Here is a 23,848-nt window from a genome sequence, read left to right as displayed (position 1 = left end):
GCGAGAAAGCAAGAAGGGGACAAGCCCCTTCCCTTCCATCTATTTCATCATTTCATTTACTTTTCCAGAAATCGTTTCTATTGTTTCAGATACATTTTTCTTCCCTGTAAACAGTAGTTCGTATGCTGCTTTCATTTCTGCATCTAGACCAGAATAATTGTATTCGTTCATTTGCGGTCCACTTGGTGCGAATGAAATTTTACGCATATCAAGTAAATGGCTTGCATGAGCAGGTACCGTAGCTTCTTCGATCAGAGACTCTGCTCCATTTATTGAAGGCACGGCATTACCACCTGCTAGACGAGTTTTTTGACTTTCAGCAGAAACATAGTACGATAGGAATTTCATCGCTTCATTAGCATGCTTGGTTTTTGCATTAACCCCTAGAAATGCAATCGTTGTTGCAACTTCTTCAAGCTTTTCACCTGTTTTCGTAGGGAATGGAATATAGTCGAAAGTAGTAAATTTATTTGTGATAAAGGTTGGTGTTATCCAGCGTCCAGAAGCATTAAATGCAAGCTGATTGGACATCATCAACGATTCAGTAGATATACCCTCCGTCAACGTACCTGTAAAGATTGCGGCTTCGTCCTTAATTAAACTCTCAAGGAAAGTAAGGGCCTCCTGAGCTTCATTATTCGTATCCAGCACATATTTACCGTTATCATCAAATACACGACCACCGTTAGAGAAGATCCAGCTATGAACAGTAGCCCAGTATGTATCAAGCGTATAACCCTTCTTGCCTGATTCCACTACTTTCTTACTTAGCTCTTTAAACGTAGCCCAACTCCAGTTGCCTTCATTGTAGTATTCCTGTGGAGACTTCAAGCCTAACTCCTCAAAAATAGCAGTATTATAGTAAATCACCATTGGATTAACATCCACGGCTACGCCATAAATTTGTTCGTTTACCTTTGCGCCACCCCAGAAGCCTGCTGGAAAATCTGTTGCCTTTACATAACTTTCTGTACTAGCTAAATAAACTGACAAGTCCAAAAGAGAATTACTATCTCGCATTTTAGCCAACGTCTCAGGTTTTATATAGAACACATCAGCTGCATTATTACCTGCTAGCTCAGTCAGCATTTTTTGATTATATTCTGCACGAGGGAAAGACTTTAGCTCAACCTTGATACTTGGATTTAAACTTTCAAATGAGTCAATCGCCTTTTGATAGATCGCGAGCTCCTCATCACTACCAAATGCTGCAAACGTTAAAGCAACTTTTTCATCTGGTGTTGCTGTTTCCTTAGCATCCTGCTTCACATTACCACTACCAGCGCTGTCTGTTGTGCTGTTGTTTGCTGATCCGCACCCTGACACAATCAGCATAAATGTAATGAGTAGAAATAATCCTTTACTGAAACTTTTTTTCAACATAATCCTACCTCCAAGTTTTTCTATGATGAAAAAAGGACATGACAAAAAGCCTAAATCCACAGCCCGAATTAGAATATCTATTCTATAGACTGCGAATTTAGGGTTTTCTCATCATCTCCACCCAAGCTTCACTTGTCCGAACCTTATTCATCTAAAATGAGTATATATCCCAACTATCAATAGATTGTTAGTGTGATGTTAAAATTATGTAAAATAGGGAATATTCATGAAAGGTATATCATTTATATAGAACAAAACACAGAAAAACCCCGACCTCTTGCGGTCGGAGTTTACATGGTGGAGGTGAGAGGATTTGAACCCCTGTCCGAAGATCACACCAATCTTACATTTAGGATAATCGTAAAGCTTGTCTTCTCATCCACATCGTTGCAACCCACTTTTCCCCTTTGATCACTGGTGTACCAGCATGCAAGGTGAAATCGTTTAATTCATGATTACTGTAAAAGTATTCGAAGTAGACCGCCATACCTTTGTTAGGAGAAACAGAAAAATTAAGCATGGGAAACGACGTTTCTCCGCCTTCCTCCACATCATTCAAATACATCACGAGCGTACTAATTCGATTGTTGGCACTTGCTCGACTCGTTTCTGCGAAGAAATCATAATGAGGTTGATACTCTTGGCCAGGGGTATACAGCAGAACTTGCAAGCCATCACCATGTTTGATAGGAATATTCATAATTTGAGAAAATCGCTTCTCGATTCTAGTCGTCATCTCATTCTCTTCAGGGAACACTCCGCTGCTCGTTCTAATTTGATTGACTGCACGATCTCCGCCTATTTTTGAACGTTGCAATTGTTCCCTAGAATGTTTAATTAGCTCATCGCATTCCTCATCGCTAAGCACATTTCCTAGTACAACGACCAGTGGTTCATCATACTTGGCAAGAATTCGAATCTCTCGATCTTCTGTCTTGATCGTATTTCCAGTATGATCAAATATCGTCCGCTCTTTCTCTTTCGAATCCCCTATCATCCTTATACAGCCCCTATGTTATGACATCCACCATAAACGATACCATAGAATGAAATCGTTTACTCTTTTAATTTCAGAAAAGTAAAAATATACAAACTATCTGTAATCCTAAAATAGGATAGGAAAACAAGAGAAACCCAGTAACCAAATGGGCTACCGGGTTTCTAAAAAAATGTATTCTTATATTAAGTTGTGCTGAACTAACACTGGTTTAAAAATTCAGGGTTAGTTCACGCTCAACTGCGCGAAACGTGATGCCGTCCGCAGCGGCGGAAAAACTGGCTTGAATAATCTCGTTAGAGGGAGCGGACTTCTCATGCGTGACACAGGATGACGGCTGCGCGCCGCTCAACTGAACCCGATACGGGTGACCATTAAACACATATTCGATCGCGCTCGGTCCAAACTTCATCTCCGGCAACTCGGAAGATTCGCCCCATGTCAAGTAAAGCCCCCAATCCGGCCTGCTTGCTGAGAAGGTAATACGCTGCTCCGAGCAGCGTATGCGGAAGGTATCCTCGCCCTCCAGCCGAATCAGAATCGAAAGTTCCCCAGGCACGGATTCGTCCGTTTCTAACGAACGGACAACCAGCGTTACCGCATTCCCTTCTTCATCATAGGCGACGGGACGAAGTCCGGCTGATGTGCGGCTATCACTCCAGCGGGCACTGTCCACGACTGGCAGCGTATCATAGTGACTATTCTTATCTGGACATGCCTCCTGTAAGTACCGCTCCACATAGCGCTCGTCGAAAAGGTGAATGTCGCGAATCCAGAGCTCGCCGTCATTATTCAAAAGGTTGAATCGGTAAAAGCGGTTGTAATACCACACGGATTGATGGCCTTCCTTCCTCCAATCCGTAAGTGCACAAAGCGAGGAGGCCGGCGTGAGAGGATATTGGCTCTTGAACCATCGGCCTGATTCCGCCAGCGATTCGACTCTCAATACCCCTTCCGCTTGCTTGCTTGCAAGCAATTCGACTTGATCAATCAGGCCATTCTTCATCAATGGCCAACCGAAGGAATTCTCCTGACCGACTTGCGCATAGCCAAACGAAACCTGCTCCTGACGGAAATTGACGTCAAAGAACCATCTCACCCATTCCGGAATGCCGCCTCCGCCTTCATCTCCTGAATAAACAGGCTCCAAGGTAATAACGCTCTGTCCATTGCTACCAAGCCGGGCATCGTATTGGTAGATTGGATCGCTCCCCAGCATACGGAAGACGGGAACCGGTATTTGACATTCCTCGGTTTGTGCTGGCATAAAGCCGTTTAAGCGGCTCGGGTAGTAGGCTTGATTGTAATAGCCTCCCCAGATCGTATAGCCATCCGTTCCCCACTGATCCTTGCAATTGCAAGAAGCGGTAATATTATAGCGGTCGGAAAAATAGGCAAGCACATGCGCATCCATGAACCAGGAACCCACCGACTGCGGGTAGTAGCCGAATTTGTCGCGGAAATCCTCCATGATCACATCTGCTAGCCGTTCCCGTTCCTGCGGCGTATACCCAACGGAGAATGCAATATGCGCATGCGAGTCCCAGGAGAAGCGCCCTCTCCAAGGGATGCCCGCTTTTTCTGCCAGCGGCTGCACGATCTCAAACCAAACGCCGATCTCTTGCGAAGCGTTCGCCTCACGAAGAAGCAGGTCGGTGAAGTCTGGATTAATCAGTGCATCATACTGGAGCAGCCAGGTTGCCGGCAGCCCGTGCTTTTGCACGAGCGCCAGCTGCTCATGTAAAGGCTCGATCAGATCAATCGGCTCTCTCGGCTCCACGCCGCGAATAAAGTTAATAATATTGACACGATTCGGATAGACCGGTGCAGCTTGATTCATAAGTCACTCTCCAATGTTTACTCCCCGATAATAACCGGCTTGTCGCTATAGACGTTGCGAGGGAGCGTCTTCTTAATTTCGACCGTAATTTTGCCTGCCGGCGTTTCGCTGTAAGCCTCGTATTCCTTCTTGAACTCGGCGATGGTCTCCTCATCGTGACCACGAACCTTCATCTCATTCAAAAATTGGTTATAAGTCGTTTCAAAGTCTTTATCGTTTTTCGCGAGCAGCATCTTCGCATAATATTTCAGACGAATGTCGCTCTGTACAGGGCTGTATTTCTCCACCGCGCCTCCGATGGTCGGCTTGATGCGCGTTGCTTTAGGCGTAAGTCCGAACGTTCCCTGCTCATGATTGATTTCCTCGGCTTCATAGAGCATGGCGTTGTACGCCGGCCATGGCGATTCCATTGTTTTAATATGCGAGCTGCCGACACTTCCGAGGTTTTTCCACCACCAGAAACCGTATTGTGTGACGCTTGCCATTCCTCCGTTGTCTCCACCCCAGAACTTAGGTCCCCGGAATACATCGTAGTTTTCGACGGCGGCACCATCCTCGAGCTTATAGGCGCCCATTTCCTCTGTGCCATACTCCATAAGAATGAATGCCTCATCAGTCTGCATCCAGTCGATGCCTTTCATCAGCCAATCCGGGTCCTTGACGTTCGCGCTGATTCCCGTGCCGTTAGTCCCGAACGGATTGTAGTTGGCATATTGGGCCAATTTCACACCGGGATTGGTCGGTAGAGACGTTGGGTAGAACCATCCCTCAGGGAAGCCCTGCTTTTCAAGTTCATTGTAAGTGATCGCCTCGGGAATGTTTTTGTTTTTAAGCGTTGTCACGTTAGGATTGTCCCATCCGCCAAACAGCATCGCACCAAAGCGTAGATTGTTTACTTTCTCCTTGAACAAATCCTTCTTCTGGAACGCCGTCTCCGGATCCAGCAGGCCGTTCAGATAAAGATGATTCAGCCATTGAAGCGCCTGTTTGAAGCCGGGCAGCTCGTAGTCTGGAATAACCGTGCCGTCCGCTTGCTCGTTGAAGCCATTGTCCAAGCTTCGAACGCCGAACATCGACATGACAATCTCCAGGCCGTTAAAGTTTTCACCGCCAAGCGACAGCGGAATAATGTCGCGTCCCTTTTCGTCCTTCATGCCTTTGATGGCGTTAAGGTATTTCTCGAATCCATCTACCGTCCGCAGATCTTCGCTTGTCATTCCTGCTTTTTCCAAGAGCGTATTTTGAACCCACAGACCCTGCGCATTGCCCTGCCAGGCGGACGGCACATCAATTACCGGCTCGTATGCGGACGGCACGAAGTAGATGTGTCCGTCGCTCGCGCGCCAGTAATCAATAATTCGTTTGTCGATTTTAGCCAAATTTGGGTACTCTTCAGGATTGTTGAAGTAATCATCGAGCGAAAGCAGCTTCTTCTCGCTAATTAGATGCGACCATATGAGACTGTCCGATGGCAAAATAATGGCGTCGGGGAACCCCCCGGCGACGAGCTTAAGGTTGATCTGCTGGGATAAGTCGCCGCCGTTTCCGATCTCAACTTTATCCCAATTGACACCCGACCTCTTCATGACTTCTTGTGTAATCGGTCCGTCCAAATTGATTGGTGTCGTCATTGCGGGTGCATACAAATTGTAATGCGTAAGTTGTTCCGTGACTGCAGCAGAGCCTGAGTTTTTACCAGTTTCCCCGTTTGTCGGCTTGATCTCGTTGTCCTTGTTTGTGCAGCCTGCGACCAGTGCAGCTGCCAGCGTTACGGTAAGAACCGTTTTTACGCTGATCCTCCATCCATTAATCATAACGGAAACCCCCTTATTAAAAATGCCTTGCGGATATACAGACTTCGTACACGGATCTTTTCTATGTCATCAAGCGAACATCGGAGCGCTGACGGCCGAACAGGATAAGAGAATCCTTTCTCTCACAGCGCGCTCTGTCGTTCTTTTGCTGCACAGACAAAAGCTACTCTTTTACGGAACCGATCAGCACACCCTTCACAAAATAACGTTGAACGAACGGGTAGACGAATAAAATCGGCAATATCGTAATCATAATGGTCGCCATTCGGACTGACTTGGGTGTAATAGCGTCCGGATTGTACAGCCTGGTTTGATTGAGGGTCGTCATCTGGCTGGCGCTGATCATTTGGCTGGCTTCGATCGTGCTCATCATACGCTGCAAATAAGTGGGAAGCGGCTGCAGATTGATATCGTTGATGAAAAAGGCGCCTGTAAACCAGTCGTTCCAGTGACCCACGGCCGTAAACAAGCCCAGCGCCGCGAATAAGGGCATCGAAAAGGGCAGCACGATGTGGAAATAAATCCGAGTGTAGCCTCCTCCGTCAAGCTTGACCGACTCTACCACGCTTTCCGGAATGTTGCTTTGGAAGGAGGTTTTCATCACGAACAAGTTCCAAATGCTGAACAGAGAAGGAATAACATACACCCAAAAATTGTTAATCAGCCCCAGGTGAATTAATTGAATATAGTAGGGTATGAGCCCGCCGCTGAATAGCATGACGAATAGAAAAATGAACAACAGTGCCTGTCTGCCCGGCAGTTCTTTGCGAGATAGGGCATAGGCTACCAAAGAAGTGATCAACAAGGAACCGAATGTGCCTATGACGGTACGTTCTACCGTTATCCAGAAGGCGTTGATAATCGTATCGTCGGACAGCATAACCCGGTAGTTGTCCAGCGTGAATACCCGTGGCCACCAGTAAATACCGCCTAAGCTCGCATCCATTCCTTCGTTTATAGATAGAACCAAGATATACCACAGCGGATAGATGCAAAAAAATGCCAACACGGAAAGAACTAATGTATTTCCGATTGAAAATGTACGGTCTCCCAGCGTGGAACGTCTCATACTCTCACCTTCCTTCTACCATAAGCTGTCGCCGCCGATACGTTTGGAAATAATATTGCTCAGCACGAGCAGCACGGTTGCGATGACGCTCATCACAAGCCCAATGGCGGTTGTCTGGGAATATTGGGCCTGCCCGATGCCGAGCCGCAAGACATACGTATCAATGACCTCCGCCACGCCAATGTTTGCTGGGTTGATCATCGCGTAAATTTGGTCGATCCCTACGCTAAGCAATCCTGGAACTGTCAATATCAGGACGATGGATATAATCGGGACGATGCTGGGCAGCGTTACATAGCGCATTTGGGCGAAACGTCCAGCTCCGTCCATGACCGCGGCCTCGTAAAGCACCGGATTGATGCTGGAAATGGCGGCCAAATATAAAATGGTACCCCAGCCCACTTCCTTCCACATGCTGCTGAGAATAAATATGGGACGGAACCACGTCTCCGAGCCCATAAACGCAATCGCCTGCATGCCGAAGCTGCGCAGCAACGAGTTCGCGCCGCCGCCGTCGATTGACAAGAAGGCGTCGAGAAATCCGACGACTACGATCCAGGAAATAAAATGCGGGAGATAGCTAAGCGATTGAACGACACGCTTGAATCGAAAAGATCGGACCTCATTAATAAGCAGGGCGACGATGATTGTCGTCGGAAAAACAAAAAGCAGCCTGAGAAAGGTTAGCAATAAGGTGTTTCCGGTCGCTCTCCAAAAATCAGTGCTCGCTACAAACTCCTTGAAATTCTGCAAACCGATCCACGGACTCCTCCAAATCCCGTCGCTGAAGTTATAATCGCGAAAAGCAATTTGCAGCCCCAACATCGGAATATAGTTGAACAGAACGATAAGTGCGATGCCCGGCAGTATAAAGACATATAACGGGAGGTAACCCTTCTGTTTTAGCATCCATAAACGGTTCAAATGGCCTTATCTCCTTTCTTTTCCTTTTGTAGTGCTTATAACTGAATATAGAGCATCGCTAAAGCGCTTACAATAATCCTAATGCACGATTACTGTTGCTCAGGCACTTTCATGCTTTCAAGTTCCACTAAAAGAAATGGAGCGATGCACAATGTATGCATCGCTCTGAAAATCGAATCAGTCAGGAGTCGAAAACCCGAGAAATGACCGATACTCCTTGGGGCTAAGGCCCGTAATTCGTTTAAATAACCCGGTAAAATAGCCGATGTTTTGATAACCGACGCCTTCCGCAACCTCATACAGCTTAAGATGCGATTGCTGCAGCATTTCCTTGGCCTTCTGGATCCGGATTTGAATGAGCTGATCGGTAAAGGAAACCCCGAGCTCCGTTCTAAATAATGCCCCCAAATAATTGGGGCTCAAGTAGACCGACTCCGCGACCGAACGAAGAGATAGGTTTTCCCTATAGTGCTCGTTCATGTACTTGAGCGCTTTCTGAACTACGATCTGGGTATGGCTTTTTTTTCTTGCTGCTATAAAATCGCATATCCCGTTGATAATTTTCACCGTCTCCGGCAGCAGCTCTGGTTCTTCCCAGCAATCGAGGACTTGTTCCCATAGCATTTCCTCCGGGCCTAAGCAACGGTTTGCGTCGCCGATTTCTGCCGCTGTACGATAGGCGCCGCTGATAAGCTGCAGACATAAGCTTCTCAGCTTGGAGCCTTGAATCTGAATATTCCCGGAGATGCTGCTCAGGATCTCACCCAGCAGGCTCAGACTGTTCTGACTGTCTCCTGCGCCAAGCACTTCAAAAAAATCGCCGATCAGCACTTCCATGTTCTTCTCCGGCCTGATTTCCTGCTTCATCAACAGCTTCCAGCTAAACGTACGCTCATCCCCGCCAAGCAGTCTTTGATTGACCGATATTTGTGCCAGCCGGAAGCTCTCGCTTAATTGACTCAGCGCCTTCACGGACGGTCCGATCCCGATGCTAACTTTACAGGAATCCATTCTCCCAGCGTCCAGGCAGAGCCGCTCGATGAACGACTCCGTTGCAAGTTCGAAATCCTCGCCCTCGCGATCCTGCAGGATGAGAACAATGTTTCCCCGCTGCGTCGTCGTCTGTTCCTCGAGCAGCGAACCGCGGGCGGTCGCCGCCGATTCAGCGAGTATGCCCTTGACGCGCCGAACCTGCTCTTCCTTCGGAAGAGGCGATGCCGATTCCATGTCGATAATGAGGAGCAAGACGCGCCGCAATCCCTTATGCGCAAACATGCCAAAGGCGCCCGCGCGAGCCCGTACCACGTCTTCACCAACAATAAGACCGTGAATAACCTCTTGAAGAAACTGTTCCTGCGCAATGGGCTTGAAGACGTCAAGCTGCTCTTTCAAATGCATTTCTTCAATGCTTTTCGACTGTCCCATCCATTCCGTTTGATAGATCCGCTCCAGCACGGCATTTAATTCGTCAAAAATAATCGGTTTGACCAGAAATGCATCCACGCCGATATCAAGCGCCGTCTTGGCATATTCGAACTCTTCAAAACCTGTCACCATGATGATGTGAATACGGGGATTAATCCTTTTCATGCGGGAGGACAGCTCGAGACCGTCCGTACCCAGCAGGCGAATATCCGTAATCAGCAAATCGGGAGGATCCAGATTAGCTGATTCGAGTGCCTGAGCAGCATCCTCCGATTCTCCGATTACACGCATATGGTATCGCTTCCAATCGACGTGTCTGACAATGGAACGCCGCTGCCGTTCCTCGTCATCCACCACGAACACTTTGATTTCCATCCGGGTATCCTCCATTTCAACCTGCCGGAGCCATTTGCCCGGCTTTTTGCTTAATGAACAATTGAACCGATGTGCCATCTCCCGGCGCGCTTTGAATGACTAAACGAAAGGATTCTCCATAGTGCCGCTTTAATCGCTCGTTTACGTTATAGAGTCCAAAGCCCTGATGCTCTATGGCGCCGTTTGGGTTATCTAACAAATGCTGCAACTGCTCGGGCTTCATGCCTGAACCGTTATCGGCAATTGAAATACATAGCGTATCTTTCTGCAGCCGCGCCGATATTTGGAGACGTCCTCTCCCTCCAGTATGCACGAAGGCATGAAGCAGAGCATTCTCCACGATTGGCTGCAGGGTAATTTTCACTATTTCACACGAAAGCGCATCTTCCTCCACGTCGAATACCGTCATCAGCCTGCCAGGATAACGCGATTCGTGTATATCCAGATAAGCCTTTACATGCTCCAGTTCCTCTCTTAAAGTCAGCATGTCGATGCCGCGATTCAGCGCCAGTCTGAAAAATTTGGCGAGGGCATCCACTGTTCTACTGATTTCGGTAGACCCTACATCCATGGCCATGCTTTTGACTAACGCCAGCGTGTTGTAGAGAAAATGAGGATTGATCTGTGCCTGCAGCAGCTTTAACTTTTCGGTCTCGGCCCGGCTCCTGGCTTCAGATATTTCTCTCAGCGATTTTTCCAGCCGAATGGACATATTATTGAATTCCTCTTCGACATCGGCCAATTCATCTTTTCCATGCACTTTTATGGTAAGGCCCATGTCACCGCTGCGGACTCCTCTCATGCTTCGAATGAGGGAATTGAGGCGTTTGGTAATACGTAAACCGAAACCGGTGAGCACGGAAAACGTCAGGACCACGAACAGAATGCTGATCGATATGGCCGCTTTTTTAACAAGCTGCAGCTTGTTCCAAAATTCCTCTTGGCTCACAATCGTAATGACCTTCCATCCCAGCCGGTTTGTTTCGTAGACGACCATGCTCTGCATACCGTTAATTTTCGTCGAATACCAGCCATTATTCGCCTCGTACACCTTCTTCAAATATGGAAGCTTGCTGATGTCTCCACCGTCTTGATAATCCATATAATTAGCCAAAATCTTTCCCTTGTCATCCGCTACCACGAACCCACCTTTCTTTAAGGCCAACGGATTTGTAATCTGATCGAACAGCGCCCGGTTCGTCACCTCAACATGGATAATGCCGAACTTCTCATTCAACAAATAGTCCACGAGCCATTTGCTTATATGAAGCGAAGGCTCGGAATGATCCTCCTTCCATTCGAAATGCCAATAAAAATTCTGATCCTTGTCCTCCATCGCCGGATACCAGTCCTTCGTTTCCGCTCTTTCCATATTCAAGACGGTTCCTCCGTCTTCATGCAGGCTTGAATTGCTTTTGTAAAATTGAATGGTTTTCATGGGGAAGTAGGTTCGGATGCGACTGACGGTGGAGTCGATCCGTTGAAGGCCCATCACTTCTTCCTGAAGCGATTGATATTGTTGTGTAAGCGTTGTCGTAATTCCGGAATCTAATGAAAGCTGCATCAATATATTTTGGTAACCAACAATCCGATATTCGATGTTCTCATTCAACTGGTACGCAACCTTCTCCAGCATCTCGCGGCTTTCCTTCTGCGCAAGGGGAATGCTGGTCGAAAATAAATAGTACCCAATGATCAGAACGGGAAAAATCAGAAATAAGATCACGATCAAAATTAACTTCTGCAGCAATCGAACCCTGTTCCAGTAACCAGTGATCATATCCCTTCTCCTTTCAACATTGTGGGTTCAACACAATCTTTATTGAAACATAACACATCTATAAAAACATCGAAACCTCAACTTTGTTACCTATAATTATAATATTTTGGAATAACCAGTAGGCGCTACCCTTAGGTGTATTCATGCAAAAATGAATGGTTATCAAGGGATGCAAGAATGGTGCCATCCTCCGTTATTCTTAAGTGAAAATCAAACATAATCTCTCTAATGAACGGTAATTTAATTTCTTACGCGGATGGCTTAAATGTTAATCTTATTATGATTAACCATGGGGAGAAAATACAAAAAAAGACACCTATATCGGTGTCTTTTTGCAACGTACTGTTGCACGCTTATTTGTAAAACCTATATTTTAGGCCCCTAAATCAGGCTGATCAACAAAAGTTACCGCATGATCGGAAGCTCCGTGCAGTTCAAAAATCACAATTTCATTGTCGCCTTGTTGCAATAGAGGTCCCGGCACGTACAATCTTTTCTGCGGTCCTATATTCCAATAACGCCCCAAATTGAAGCCATTAATAAACACGACCCCTTTGGTCCATCCTTCCAAGCTAATAAATGTATCACATGGCTCATCCACAACTAAATTTCCTCGGAAGAAGCTTGGATCCAATTGTTCCGAGACGCCTCCGAATTCCAGACCCGATAAGTCCGTTAGCGGTAATGTATACGTCGTCCAATCCGACAGGAACTGACGTCCAAAACGTACCCCTTCGGTAATCCCTTTCCGGTCTTTCATATAAGGTCCGTAATTTACGCGGCCTAGATTCTCAACAAGTAAAGAGACCTCTACTCCTTCAGCAGGCACTTCAAATTCTATTTTCACGTCTGTATGGACGCGATCCAGAACACCAGCCGGCTGTCCGTTAAGGAAAACTTGTGCACGGTCATGCACGTCTTGCAAGAAAAACTGATCTTTAGGACGAGGTCCGCTTATAAACGTACGATAGTGGATAAATCCGTAATCCTGACCCAATTTCTCCATCGTCTCCGGGTAAGCGGTATGTATCGGTGTCGAAATACGATCCAAATTAGCTGTTAATGACGCTTGTTCGGTCATTTCCACCCGTCCATACGCTTTCTTAGCGATTGGTGCTGGCAATTCACATTCACCTAAATCCACATATTTGGAGATGACATCGCGCACGGCATAATATTTAGCTGTCGGTTCGCCGGATTCATTCAACAGGGCATCATAATCATAACTTGTAACCGTCGGCTCATAGCTATCCGCTGTATGACCATTCGCTCCATTATAGAAGCCAAAGTTCGTTCCACCATGGAACATATAGAAATTTACGGAGCCGTTTAAACGAAGCATTTCATCCAATACATTTGCGACATCCTCGGCTGGGCGGGTATGATGCTCCTCACCCCAATGATCAAACCAACCGTTCCAATATTCCATACACATAAATGGCGCATCCGGTTGATATTCTTTAAGCTTCTCAAAAGCTTCTTTTGCCCGTGAACCGAAATTCACTGTTGCCAGAACACCATCAATCATACCGCCTTGCAGCATTGCATCTTCAGGTCCATCCGAGGTAAATAACAGCACGTCCATTCCTCGAGCGATCATGCTTTCTTTTTGATGAATCAAATATCGTTTGTCATTGCTATAGCTTCCATATTCATTCTCGACCTGCATCGCGATGATCGGTCCGCCATTGGTGCATAAGAGTGGTTTTAATTTCGGAAGCAGCACATCATAATAAGCATCTACATGATCTAGAAACGGCTTATGGTAGCAACGGAGACGCATATCCGAATCTGCCAGCAACCAAGAAGGCAGTCCGCCAAATTCCCATTCTGCACAAATATAAGGCGCAGGCCGAACAATCACATGCAGCCCGAGCTCTCCAGCCAGCTCAATAAAACGAACGATATCTGCCATGCCTTCAAAATGAAATTGGCCCTTCTTCGGTTCGTGAAGATTCCATGGGACATACGTTTCAACGGTATTAAGCCCGCAAGCTTTTAATTTTGCAAGACGATCTTGCCAATGCTCGGGTACGGTGCGAAAATAATGAATAGCTCCTGAAAGGAGGCGTATGGGCTGATCATTATAATAAAATGAAGATCCTGAATAATTAAATGTAGTCATCTAATCCCCGCCTTATAAAATAATGAAATCATTAAGCATAATGACTGGCTAACGCCTGATTAATTCTCTCTCTTGTCGCTAACAACCATTCTCCACTGCCTTTCGGATACACAGAGAACGTTAATGGCTCTGTTAAACCCTCTTCCAATAGCTTTATCGTCTGTTCTTTGCCAATCTTCTGCTCAAGCAGCTCTAATGCGCGTAAGTCTTGCATCGCCTCATAGAGAACTTCCAAGCGAATAGATTCAATTGGGCCCTCTTCACCCGGATAAACCAAGTAGGAATCTCCCGAAGGAAATCCAAGCTTTGCATCCGTTGACCGATAGGGATCGAGCTTCTGATCTATGGAATACTGCGAATACCAGAAGTTAAAGCCCCAATGCAGAAAACCCTGTAATCCAAACTTATACAACTGAAGTCCAATAATCCGGTTTCTAGAAGAAGGCATGTTAAAAAAACGATTAGATACTTCTTGATGCTGCGCACAGCAATAATAGGTCCATAAATCTGGAACGCCATGCTCCAGGAACGGTTCGATATGATTGTTTCCTGGAATCGGTCTCTGCACCAGTCCCCGCTCATACATATCCAAATCAGATAGCGCGTCCATAATAGGGTAATCAGATAAATGCTTACGCACAATTTCGCTTGCAGCTTGATAGGATTCCAAATGACTGAGATCCGGCTCATCCGAAATATGGAACCAGCTTTGCTGATCCAGTCCATTTTCTTTCAGGTATCGATCAAGACTAGGCAGGAATTGATCCAAGAAGCTGCGATAAGCTTCTGAGGATGCATCCGTCTCCCAGCCAAATAACTTTTTCGCTTCTCCCTGTACCGTTCCTATAATCTTTGGAGCACACTTTGCCCCCCATTGCGTAAATAAGTGTGAAAACTCAAAGTACTTCACGTCTAGCTTCCTACACATGGTTACCCACCGCGTAAGCTGATCAAAGCCAAATGTATACCGATCTCCCTGGACATCAACTTGCACCAGTTGAACCGTTGGACGTTCTCCTCCAATGAGGGTATCGAGCGGCGGTGTAAATAGTGGCGTCAATATCATGTTCATGCCATGCTTGACCATCGAGTCCACATAGCGTTCCAGAAGTGTCCAATGCGCTTCACTAAAGACTTCGACACCATACTGCGTCGCAATACAATCCACATGAAACCATTCCGTATGAATCAATTTTTGCGGAGGTAATGCAGCGGGAATGACAGTCAACTGAAATACATCAGATACCGCTAAAGTCTCTCCTTCATCGGATAGGAAGGTGATTTGAATGGAATGAAGACCCGCAGAGACAGATTCATCAAGCAATGCGCTCACCCAAATGGAACGCCATTGCTGGGGAACCGCACTAATGGATTGCTGATTCAGCTCATATAACGGATCTGGATATAGTCCCGGTGTCGTACGCAAAACGTTATCATCAGGATTTTGGAAACAAGGCATCTCCGAAGGAACAAGCCCAACAGATCTAATCAAAATACGGTCTGCAAGGGATGATTCTATGTTTACATTTATATTTTTTAAGAGCGTATCTGAAGTGTATGCGACTTGGAATGAATAGGTCTCGCCGAAAAGCGCAGATGCGCGGTTAAAGGCTTGTTCGGTTGGCGTCTCATCTGCGAATACTTTTGTCAAAGAGCTTAGTAATTTCGTCTCAAAATGGATTGGCTCATTCATTACTCTTTCACCTCATTATACTAAGATGCTTTTTGCAAAATCTTTGAGATTAATACTATTTCCATCCATTCTTGATTGCTCCGCCGCGAAAGCCATTAAATGGCTTTGGACCGATTGACTTGCCGAGGTTAGGCCCTGACTCTTGCCGTCTTCTCTTACCAGCTTTAAGAAATCTTTGAGCAAACCCATATCGCCGCCGCCGTGGCCAACGTGACCTCCCATATCTTCAAAAGAGATCCGCTCAACCTTGCCGCTGCCAAAATGAATCACTTCAATTTCATTCTTCTCCATAGCACCGCGGATTTCCCCTTTGGTTCCCATAAGCTTAATTGTACGGCTGACATCTCTAGTAAATGCGCTCATCGTAAATGCTACCGTGACGGAATTAGCAAATTCCATATTTACAACCTGGTGGTCAACGACATCATTGTCACAATGATAGACGCATCTGCCATAAGGGCCTTCCTCTAGCGCCTTATAGCGCGCACTGTAGCTCAAATCATCGCTAATTGCCGATGTAGGCCAATTGGTATCCTCTGTTAAATAGTGCTTAGGCGCATAGTAGAGACAATCATCTGCCACTGGGCAACCGTCCAAGCAGCGCAGCGGCGCTCCAGCCGGCGCTTGATCGGAGGTAAAATGAGAAAGCGATCCAAAGGAGGATACACGAACACATTCTGCGCCTGCCAACCAGAGCAAAATGTCTAAATCATGACAGGACTTCGCGAGAATCATTGGACTGGAGTCCTCTTTCCGGCTCCAATTTCCTCTCACGAAACTATGTGCTTGATGCCAAAATCCTACATTTTCATTATGAGTGATAGACATTAAATTACCAATTGTTTTATTTTCTAATAGTCCCTTAATCGTAGAAAAGAAATTCGTATACCGAAGCACATGACAAATCGAAAACACACGGTTTAACTGAGACGCCTTTTCTCCCATAAGCAAGCATTCTTTGGCATCCGGAGACATCGGCTTCTCAAGCAGCACATGATAGCCAGCCTCAAGTGCTTTCATTGTCGGATCAAAATGCTGTTTATCTTGGGTGCAAATGAGTACAGCATCCGCGAGCTTCGGCATTGCAAAAAAATCATCCCAGTTCTCAAAACACATATGATCCGGAATACGATGCCTAGCTTGGAAGCTCTCCCGGCGCTCAGCAACCGGCTCAGCAACGGCTACAACTTGCAGCTCATTTGGATGCTGAAGAGCATACTCCAAATAGTTGACTCCCCGTAATCCCGCTCCAATGATGGCAACAGTAACTTTTTTCATGACTGATCTCTCCTCGTTGTTATAAGTCTATCTATTCCTTGACACTTCCTACGGTCATGCCTTTAACAAAATACTTTTGCAAGAACGGATATACGAGCATAATAGGCAAAGCACCCATAAAAATTTGCGCATTTCGAAGTGTCTTCTCACTTAAGTTGTCCATCACTTTTAGCTGCTCGATAGACATGGAAGACATTTGGGCATTTATCGACATAATTAATGTAGAAAGATAAGTTTGCAGTGGATACTTTTCCGGTGAATTCAAATAAAGAATACCGTCGAACCAAGAGTTCCAATGCCCGACAATCGTGAACAATCCAATAGTTGCAATCGAAGGAAGCGATACAGGCAAATAAATTTGCCAAAGCACTCGCCAATGTCCTGCACCGTCAATTGTAGCTGCCTCATCCAGTTCTCTCGGAATGGATCTGAAGAAATTCAGCATGAGCACCATATTCCAAACATTCAAAGCACCTGGCAAAACGAGTGCCCAAATCGAATCAATGATGCCTGTATTTTTTACAATGATATAAGTAGGAATTAATCCGCCGCCGAAAAACATCGTAATCGCAAAGAACCATACATAGGGGGTTCTAAATTTAAACTGATTATTTGATTTAGCGAGTGGAAAAGCTGTAATAAATACAAGCAGCATATTGACAGCTGTCCCAAGCACGACCCGCTGAACGGAAACCCCTAGGGAACGGAAGAACTCTACCTTCTCTCCCAAGTATTGATAAGCATCCAAGGAGAAACCAACAGGCCAAAGCTTTACTTCCCCTGCCATTGCTGCCGTATTCGAGCTAAGTGAAATAGAAAGTAAATGAATAAACGGGATAATACCGAGCAACGTGATTGAAGTTAACAACAACGTATTGAACACGACAAATAGCTTTCTGCTGATGGATTGTTTGTGTATCACCGTATTACCTCCGTCCTAGAATATTCTGTAATTGTTAAGTTTGTAAGCCGCATAGTAGGTAATGGATACTAGCCCTAATGATATGACCGATTTAAAGAGGCCAATTGCCGCTGCTGGTCCGAATTGTTGACTAAACATCCCTAGTCGATAAACGAATGTATCAATGATATCTGCACCTTCATAAACAGTCGGGTTATACATAATTAGAATTTGTTCGAAACCCGCATTGAGAATGCCGCCTAAACTTAATACGCCAAGCAAAATAAGAATTGGGGCAATGCCTGGAAGCGTAATGTGCATGACTTGCTTCCATTTCCCTGCTCCATCAACCTCTGCCGCTTCATAAAGTGTTGCATTTATGCCTACAATGGCGGCGAGCATAACAATCATATTGTAGCCCATGCCTTTCCAGACATCTGAGCCAATGATAATACCTCTAAACCAGTCATTGTCGAGCATAAACATAATAGGTTGAAATCCAATTTCGGTTAACAAGCCATTAATAGGTCCGCTCAGTGAAAATAATTCAATAACGACGCCGCCAAGCACGGTCCATGACAGAAAGAACGGAAGGAAGATGGCAGACTGAATGAAGCCTGAAAACCATTTTCTTGTAACCTCATTTAGCAACAGCGCAAGAATGAGTGGAACAAGCAGAAACAGGACCATTTTGAAGATCGCGATAATGATTGTATTCCAAAGCACCTGAGTGAAATCCGGTAAAGCAAATACATAACGGAAATTCTCAAGGCCAACGAATTCTGATTTAAAAAAACCGGATAATGGTTCAAACTGTTGAAAAGCCATGACAAGACCAGCCATAGGACCGTATGCATAGATCAAAGTAGCGATAACACCAGGCACTAGCATCAAATGAAGCACATATTCTTTTTTCAGCGTTCTCATAGATGACCCTCCTAACCAGCTGCAAATTTTAAAGCGGGAGGAGTTGTCGACTCCTCGACTCGTCTCTCCCGCTTTTTTAAAATATAAGAATTTATAAGTTTGTTAGCTTATAAAGGGCTTATATTTCTCCGTCAAAGCTGCTTCAGCATCCTGAGGACGCTGAAGGCGCTTTTGCTTGATTTAAGATTTAATTTTTGGCTTGCTCGCTATACCATGCATTGACTTCTTCTGTAATATCATCGCCGCCTAGCGACTTCCAGCTTGCAACGAACTTATCAAATTCATCAATCGAGCCGCCCATAATGATTTTTGTAAAGGATTCCTGCATAAGCTTATCAAGCTGAGCACCCTTCTCTACTTGTGTTTTTGTAGGAAGGCCAAAGAATTCATTGTTTACAAACGCTCCGCTTTCTTTAATCTTACGCGTCGTTCCCCAGCCGCCATCTTTTGCTGCACGGCTATAGTATTGCCCCCAATTTACACCTTTTGAAGCATCTTTTGTGTTTCCTGCAAGGAAATCGGTTCCTGCTTTGAAAACATCCGCTACATTCTTGAAATTCTCGTCATCCAGCGTAATCTCAGTCTGTTTAGCGTCTAGCGCCTTGTTCACTTCTGTATAGATGGTTTCAATTTGAGCCGGGTTGTAGATACGTGGATTAAACCAGTTATATACATAACCATTCTCTGCTTTGTTTTTCTCTAAATATTGTTTGTTGCCCATTTCGATATAGAAATTGATCATTTTAATAGCGGCTTCTGGATTTTTCGCTTTTTTGTTTACAGCGAAAACCTTGCCAGCGCGAATTTTCGGAACAAGTGATTTTGCTGGACCGTCTAGCCCTGGAATTTGAACGGCAATCCATTCCGCCTTCGGATCATTGTCAATATTTAGATTAAGCGGCCAGTTTGGGTACCACCATTCTCCGTAGGAAATACCAACCTTGCCCGAAGTAAGATCTTCTACTGCTTTGTTCTCATCCTTCAGAGCAAACTCTTTATTGATAATGCCATTTTGGTACCAAGACTGCAGCTTACTAAGCGCCGTCTTCACTTCAGGTTGAATCAGACCCGGTATTAGTTTATCTTCACCACTTTTGATCCAAGCCGTCTGAGCATCACCAATGGATGGGTAGGCACCGAATCCGTTAAATAATCCTCTTACATCAAATCCCCAGAAAAACAGCGTTTTCTGCAATGAAATACCGTAGGTATCATTTTTGCTGTTTTGATCCGGATCATTTTTCACAAATGCTTCTGCGACCTTTTCCAGCTCATCGATCGTTGTTGGCGCTTGTAAGTTCAAATTATTAAGCCAATCCTTCCGAATCCATAGCAATTGAGTGGATAGGAACGGATCTTCAAAAGCTGGAATCGCTAGCTGTTTGCCATCTGCGTTATAAGTCTTCATTGCAAAGCCGCCATCAGATTCCATGTATTTCTTAAGTGTTGGCGATGCGTATTGCTCATAAGCTTCTGTAAGATCAGCGAGCATATCCTGCTTTTTCAACTTCTCAAAGTTCTTCGGGTCCAGCTCTAAAATATCAGGCAGGTCTCCCGATGCCATCGCAAGTGAAAACTTTTGTTCGAATTGGCTGGACGGCACGGTCCATTTATATTTCACATCGATGTTCATCATCTCTTTGAGATCTTTGAAGTAAGTATTCTGATCGGGTGTAATGCCTTTTGGTGTTCTTGAATCTTCAGGTGGATTAAATCCAAGTACTTGTGTAACCGTGACCGTTTCAGGGTATTTACCGAATGGATCTGGCGGAGTGACTTCAGCTTGGTTGTTCTCTGTTGACGGTTTAGAGTTTGGTGTGTTTTCCTTGTCATTTCCTTGGCTTGAGCATGCTGTAATGGTTGAAAGAGACAGTGATAACAATAAGATCATTTTCATTTTTCTATAATTTTTCATATGGAACACTTTCCCCCTTTTGATAATGTTAATAGCCCTGATCCCTGTGTTTATTATATTTCGAGAGGGAAAGCGGTTTCAATTTCACTTTTTTTACATTGCTTTTGATTTTTTTACTTATTGTGAATTTCGATACTCTTGAGGTGATAGACCCGTCATTTTTTTGAAAAAAGTCGTAAAGTATGAAGGCGAATCAAAACCCGCCTTACTCGCAATTTCATTTAATTTCAAGGATGTATTCATCATTAGATCAATGGCAACGGTCATTTTCGTGGATTGAATATACTCTAATAGATTATGTCCCGTGATCTGCTTGTAATAGCGAGACAAATAAGATGGATTAAAATGCACCTCATCCGCAATAGCCGTTAGGGACACATCATTGGACAGATTGTTCTGAACATATTGATGAATTTGTTCAATGAGCAATTGTTTAAATTCTTCTTGTCTCATCTCTCCGCTCATATCGGATTCACAACCGGTCGATTTTTCGTAATCAACAATAACCATTTTTTGACCGAATGCCGCTCTTTTCTGAATCATTGCACGAACGGCTTCCACTTGGAGATGGAGCGTATCCCACTTTCCTAACAAATTCCCAGAAATGCCGAATGAAACCGAAGCGTCGATCACCTGGGCACATTCATTCTGCACAAGCTCAAGAATGCCTTTCATATAGGATGCTATGCCATGCTCATTCGCATCCGCATCTGGCCCATTCCCTCTAAAGCGTCCCAATAATTCCTCATCCGCTTGAAGAAGCCACAGAAGTGAGCTGCCATTGTAGACAGCTTTCTCCCGGGCTATGGAAGCCGGCAGATGATTGTCAAAAATCCGTTGTACCGATTCCAGCACCTTTAAATTTTGAACCTCGAGCCGATCCACTTGCCCTACTAGGAAGAAAGAGGGGCGCCGAGCAGCAATGGTAAAGTCCACTTCTGCATAAATGGACTCAGTCAATAGAGAAGGAAGCGGCACCCCGCTCAGCATAGCTTCCATCAGTTCTTTTTTAAGATAAGGCTCCGCGATTTGAATATGTCGCTGTGCTTTTTCCTGCTGCAGCCTATGACACTTCTCTTCTTCCAGTTTACCTATTACCTCTTTAACCGCTTGGAAAATCGGCTCAATTCCTTCTGTTTTTAAAATATAGTTTTCTACGTTTTTCTTTAACGCTTCGTATACATAATTAAATTCACTATACCCCGTAAGAAAGATAACCCGGCATGAGGGCCAATAGTATACCATTTCATCCACTAATTGCAGACCATTCTTCTGAGGCATACGAATATCACTGATCAAGATATCCAGCTTCGTTTTCTTTGCTATTTCAAGCGCTTCACCGGAAGAATATGCTTTACAAATATCCAGCTCAAAGTCTTTGTTTCCCTGAAAAAGCTGTACTAGGCCATTTACAATGACAGGCTCGTCATCTACGATTAACAATCGGTACATTATTATGCCCCCTTATTCTCAAGATGTATGATAAGCTCCACTTTCAAACCGCCGTATTGACTTCGAGAGACGAATAAGCCGCTGCCCGCTCCATAAATTAATTTTAGCCGATTGCTCACGTTAATTAATCCCGTTTTCTCAACCTGCTTAGATCTGACTGCAAGCTGCTCCTGCAATTGCTCTATTTTATCATCTGTTAATAACCCGCCGTTGTCTTCTACTGTGATGCGAACCACATCGCCCTGATAGCTGGCTCCAATATAGACAACTCCGTTCATCGTACCATCTTCAAAGGCATGATCAAATACGTTCTCAACGATCGGCTGAATGATGAGTCTTGGAACGTAAACGGTATGCAATCGATCCGAAATCTCGGTGTATTCATACGAAATTCGATTGGAAAAGCGAATGCATTGGATTTCGCAATAATCAAGTGCGTGCTGAAACTCCTTGTTAAGGAGCACTTCATCAGAACCGCTTCTTGTAATGTACTGATAATAGCTTCCCAGCTTTTGGGAGAGCTCAGCGGCACTATCAGAATCTCCTACTTTACACATCATATAAATATTAAAAAAGCTGTTGTATAAAAAATGAGGGTTGATTTGAGATTGCAGCTGCTTTAATTCCGAATGCTGCAGCGCTATTTTTTGTTCATAGTTTTCCTTTATGGAAACTTTCAATCGATGTGCCATCCGATTAAAGCTTTGAAATAAATAATGAAATTCATCCTTTGTCTTGGATTCGATGACTAAGTTTAGATTATCTGTTTCTATCATTCGAAATGCCTTGCCTAGATTGGACAATGGACGATGTATCATGACATTAACCGAGAACGAATAGAGCAAAAGAATGATAATGGTAATGCTGAACAAGAGGTAATACAGCGTATAAAACTGACTTAATGATCTGGTGATTTCGTTCTGATTCACATACATAATTAATGACAAATTCAATGAGCTGACAAAATTATTGATAACAAAATAACGGATGCCGTTCACTTTCTCCATTTTAGACAGATTGTCAGCTTGATCACTAGGCTCTTTAACCAGCTGATGCTGTACCGTAATGGCTTGGTCATCTTCCGTCGTAGAAAATACACTGCCTAGACTTTCACTCCCAAGCAATACCTCTGATTCCTGATATAAAGTCGTAACTTGATGCAGTTCTTCGAGCAGCTTTACTTTCGAAAGTTCAATATACGACCAAATCCCGTCATTATTTGCCGTCTCAATAAAGAATATCCGATCTTTATCTCTATAAAAGGAAGGCTTGATTGAAACTCCTAATAATGTAGAAATGAAATGATATTCGTCATTTGGCGTATCGGTAACACCATTCGAAATCGAGATGGTTTTACCTTCTGAAGCAATATAAACCCCTGCATTAATTACATATTCACTCGAATTCATGAGAAAGCTCAATCGATCTCTCACTTGTTCAATGAGTTTAACCTCTTCATATTTCCCAAGGCTTCCTCCCCTAAAGCTAAGCTTTTGCAAATCCTCACCGTTAATAAACCCCAATTGCTGACTGCGAATAAAATACATTTCCTTATCCAGCTGCTTCGCGTAAAAGGAAGCTCCCGCTTCGGCTGAATTCAGCATCGTATTTTTTGAAAAAGACATGCCCTTATAATTGACCCAAATGTTCATCGAAATGAGAGGAACAAGAAACGCAATGAAGACGATTACAATTTTCTGATAGACGAACCATTTTGCTTTGCCGGCAGCCTGCAATTTCATAGGATATCCCCTTCTTCATCATCATCTTGGTACTATTTTAAGATTTCATTTCGATGTGTCTATTATTCAGTCTAACTTTACGATGCTGATTAATATAATAACAGAGACTTAGCTCAGAGTGTTTAACATTCACCTTAGCAGACGTTATGTAAGTGGCGCACTCTAGATTAGCAAATACACTTAGTTAACTACCGTGCACCTCATTACA

Annotated in this window: 16 protein-coding genes; all 16 read right to left on the bottom strand. The window is 44.6% G+C overall.

Features of this window, described 5'->3' with window-relative positions:
- Positions 1 to 39: 39 nt before the first annotated feature.
- Positions 40 to 1,383: an ABC transporter substrate-binding protein gene (locus AC787_RS17650; protein WP_054025978.1), complete on the bottom strand. Its 1,344-nt coding sequence runs from the start codon at positions 1,381 to 1,383 to the stop codon at positions 40 to 42.
- 349 nt (positions 1,384 to 1,732) lie between these two features.
- Positions 1,733 to 2,380, bottom strand: a complete 648-nt coding sequence (locus AC787_RS17645; protein WP_054025977.1) for a 2OG-Fe(II) oxygenase — start codon at positions 2,378 to 2,380, stop codon at positions 1,733 to 1,735.
- 211 nt (positions 2,381 to 2,591) lie between these two features.
- Positions 2,592 to 4,220: a hypothetical protein gene (locus AC787_RS17640; protein ID WP_054025976.1), complete on the bottom strand. Its 1,629-nt coding sequence runs from the start codon at positions 4,218 to 4,220 to the stop codon at positions 2,592 to 2,594.
- 17 nt (positions 4,221 to 4,237) lie between these two features.
- Positions 4,238 to 6,034, bottom strand: coding sequence for a hypothetical protein (locus AC787_RS17635; RefSeq protein ID WP_054025975.1), 1,797 nt, complete (start codon positions 6,032 to 6,034; stop codon positions 4,238 to 4,240).
- A 163-nt stretch (positions 6,035 to 6,197) separates the two neighbouring features.
- Complete coding sequence (locus AC787_RS17630) at positions 6,198 to 7,103, bottom strand: carbohydrate ABC transporter permease (RefSeq protein ID WP_054025974.1); 906 nt, start codon at positions 7,101 to 7,103, stop codon at positions 6,198 to 6,200.
- A 15-nt stretch (positions 7,104 to 7,118) separates the two neighbouring features.
- The gene (locus AC787_RS17625; protein ID WP_082360810.1) at positions 7,119 to 8,027 is read right to left on the bottom strand and encodes an ABC transporter permease; all 909 of its coding nucleotides are present in this window, start codon (positions 8,025 to 8,027) and stop codon (positions 7,119 to 7,121) included.
- 177 nt (positions 8,028 to 8,204) lie between these two features.
- The gene (locus AC787_RS17620) at positions 8,205 to 9,827 is read right to left on the bottom strand and encodes a response regulator (RefSeq protein WP_054025973.1); all 1,623 of its coding nucleotides are present in this window, start codon (positions 9,825 to 9,827) and stop codon (positions 8,205 to 8,207) included.
- Positions 9,828 to 9,843: 16 nt separating this feature from the next.
- A complete protein-coding gene (locus AC787_RS17615) occupies positions 9,844 to 11,607 on the bottom strand; it encodes a sensor histidine kinase (protein ID WP_054025972.1) in 1,764 nt (587 codons plus the stop codon).
- A gap of 373 nt (positions 11,608 to 11,980) precedes the next feature.
- Complete coding sequence (locus tag AC787_RS17610) at positions 11,981 to 13,732, bottom strand: glycoside hydrolase family 35 protein (protein ID WP_054025971.1); 1,752 nt, start codon at positions 13,730 to 13,732, stop codon at positions 11,981 to 11,983.
- A gap of 31 nt (positions 13,733 to 13,763) precedes the next feature.
- Complete coding sequence (locus AC787_RS17605) at positions 13,764 to 15,425, bottom strand: DUF4091 domain-containing protein (protein ID WP_054025970.1); 1,662 nt, start codon at positions 15,423 to 15,425, stop codon at positions 13,764 to 13,766.
- Positions 15,426 to 15,440: 15 nt separating this feature from the next.
- Complete coding sequence (locus tag AC787_RS17600; protein WP_054025969.1) at positions 15,441 to 16,703, bottom strand: Gfo/Idh/MocA family protein; 1,263 nt, start codon at positions 16,701 to 16,703, stop codon at positions 15,441 to 15,443.
- A 31-nt stretch (positions 16,704 to 16,734) separates the two neighbouring features.
- Entirely contained in the window at positions 16,735 to 17,622 is an 888-nt protein-coding gene (locus tag AC787_RS17595) for a carbohydrate ABC transporter permease (RefSeq protein WP_054027119.1), read from the bottom strand.
- Between the two features lie 18 nt (positions 17,623 to 17,640).
- Positions 17,641 to 18,531 (bottom strand): ABC transporter permease, encoded by an 891-nt coding sequence (locus AC787_RS17590; protein ID WP_054025968.1) that lies wholly within the window; start codon positions 18,529 to 18,531, stop codon positions 17,641 to 17,643.
- A gap of 187 nt (positions 18,532 to 18,718) precedes the next feature.
- Entirely contained in the window at positions 18,719 to 20,446 is a 1,728-nt protein-coding gene (locus tag AC787_RS17585) for an extracellular solute-binding protein (RefSeq protein ID WP_054025967.1), read from the bottom strand.
- Between the two features lie 117 nt (positions 20,447 to 20,563).
- Positions 20,564 to 21,898, bottom strand: coding sequence for a response regulator (locus tag AC787_RS17580; RefSeq protein WP_054025966.1), 1,335 nt, complete (start codon positions 21,896 to 21,898; stop codon positions 20,564 to 20,566).
- Between the two features lie 2 nt (positions 21,899 to 21,900).
- Positions 21,901 to 23,640 carry a sensor histidine kinase gene (locus AC787_RS17575; RefSeq protein WP_054025965.1) on the bottom strand — a complete coding sequence of 580 codons (1,740 nt, stop codon included), beginning with the start codon at positions 23,638 to 23,640 and terminating at the stop codon, positions 21,901 to 21,903.
- Positions 23,641 to 23,848: the final 208 nt, after the last annotated feature.

The sequence above is a fragment of the Bacillus sp. FJAT-28004 genome, from assembly GCF_001280845.1.
Lineage (GTDB): Bacteria > Bacillota > Bacilli > Paenibacillales > Paenibacillaceae > Pristimantibacillus.
Note: the sequence above shows the minus strand (reverse complement) of the source record. Positions and strands in the feature narration are given on the sequence as shown.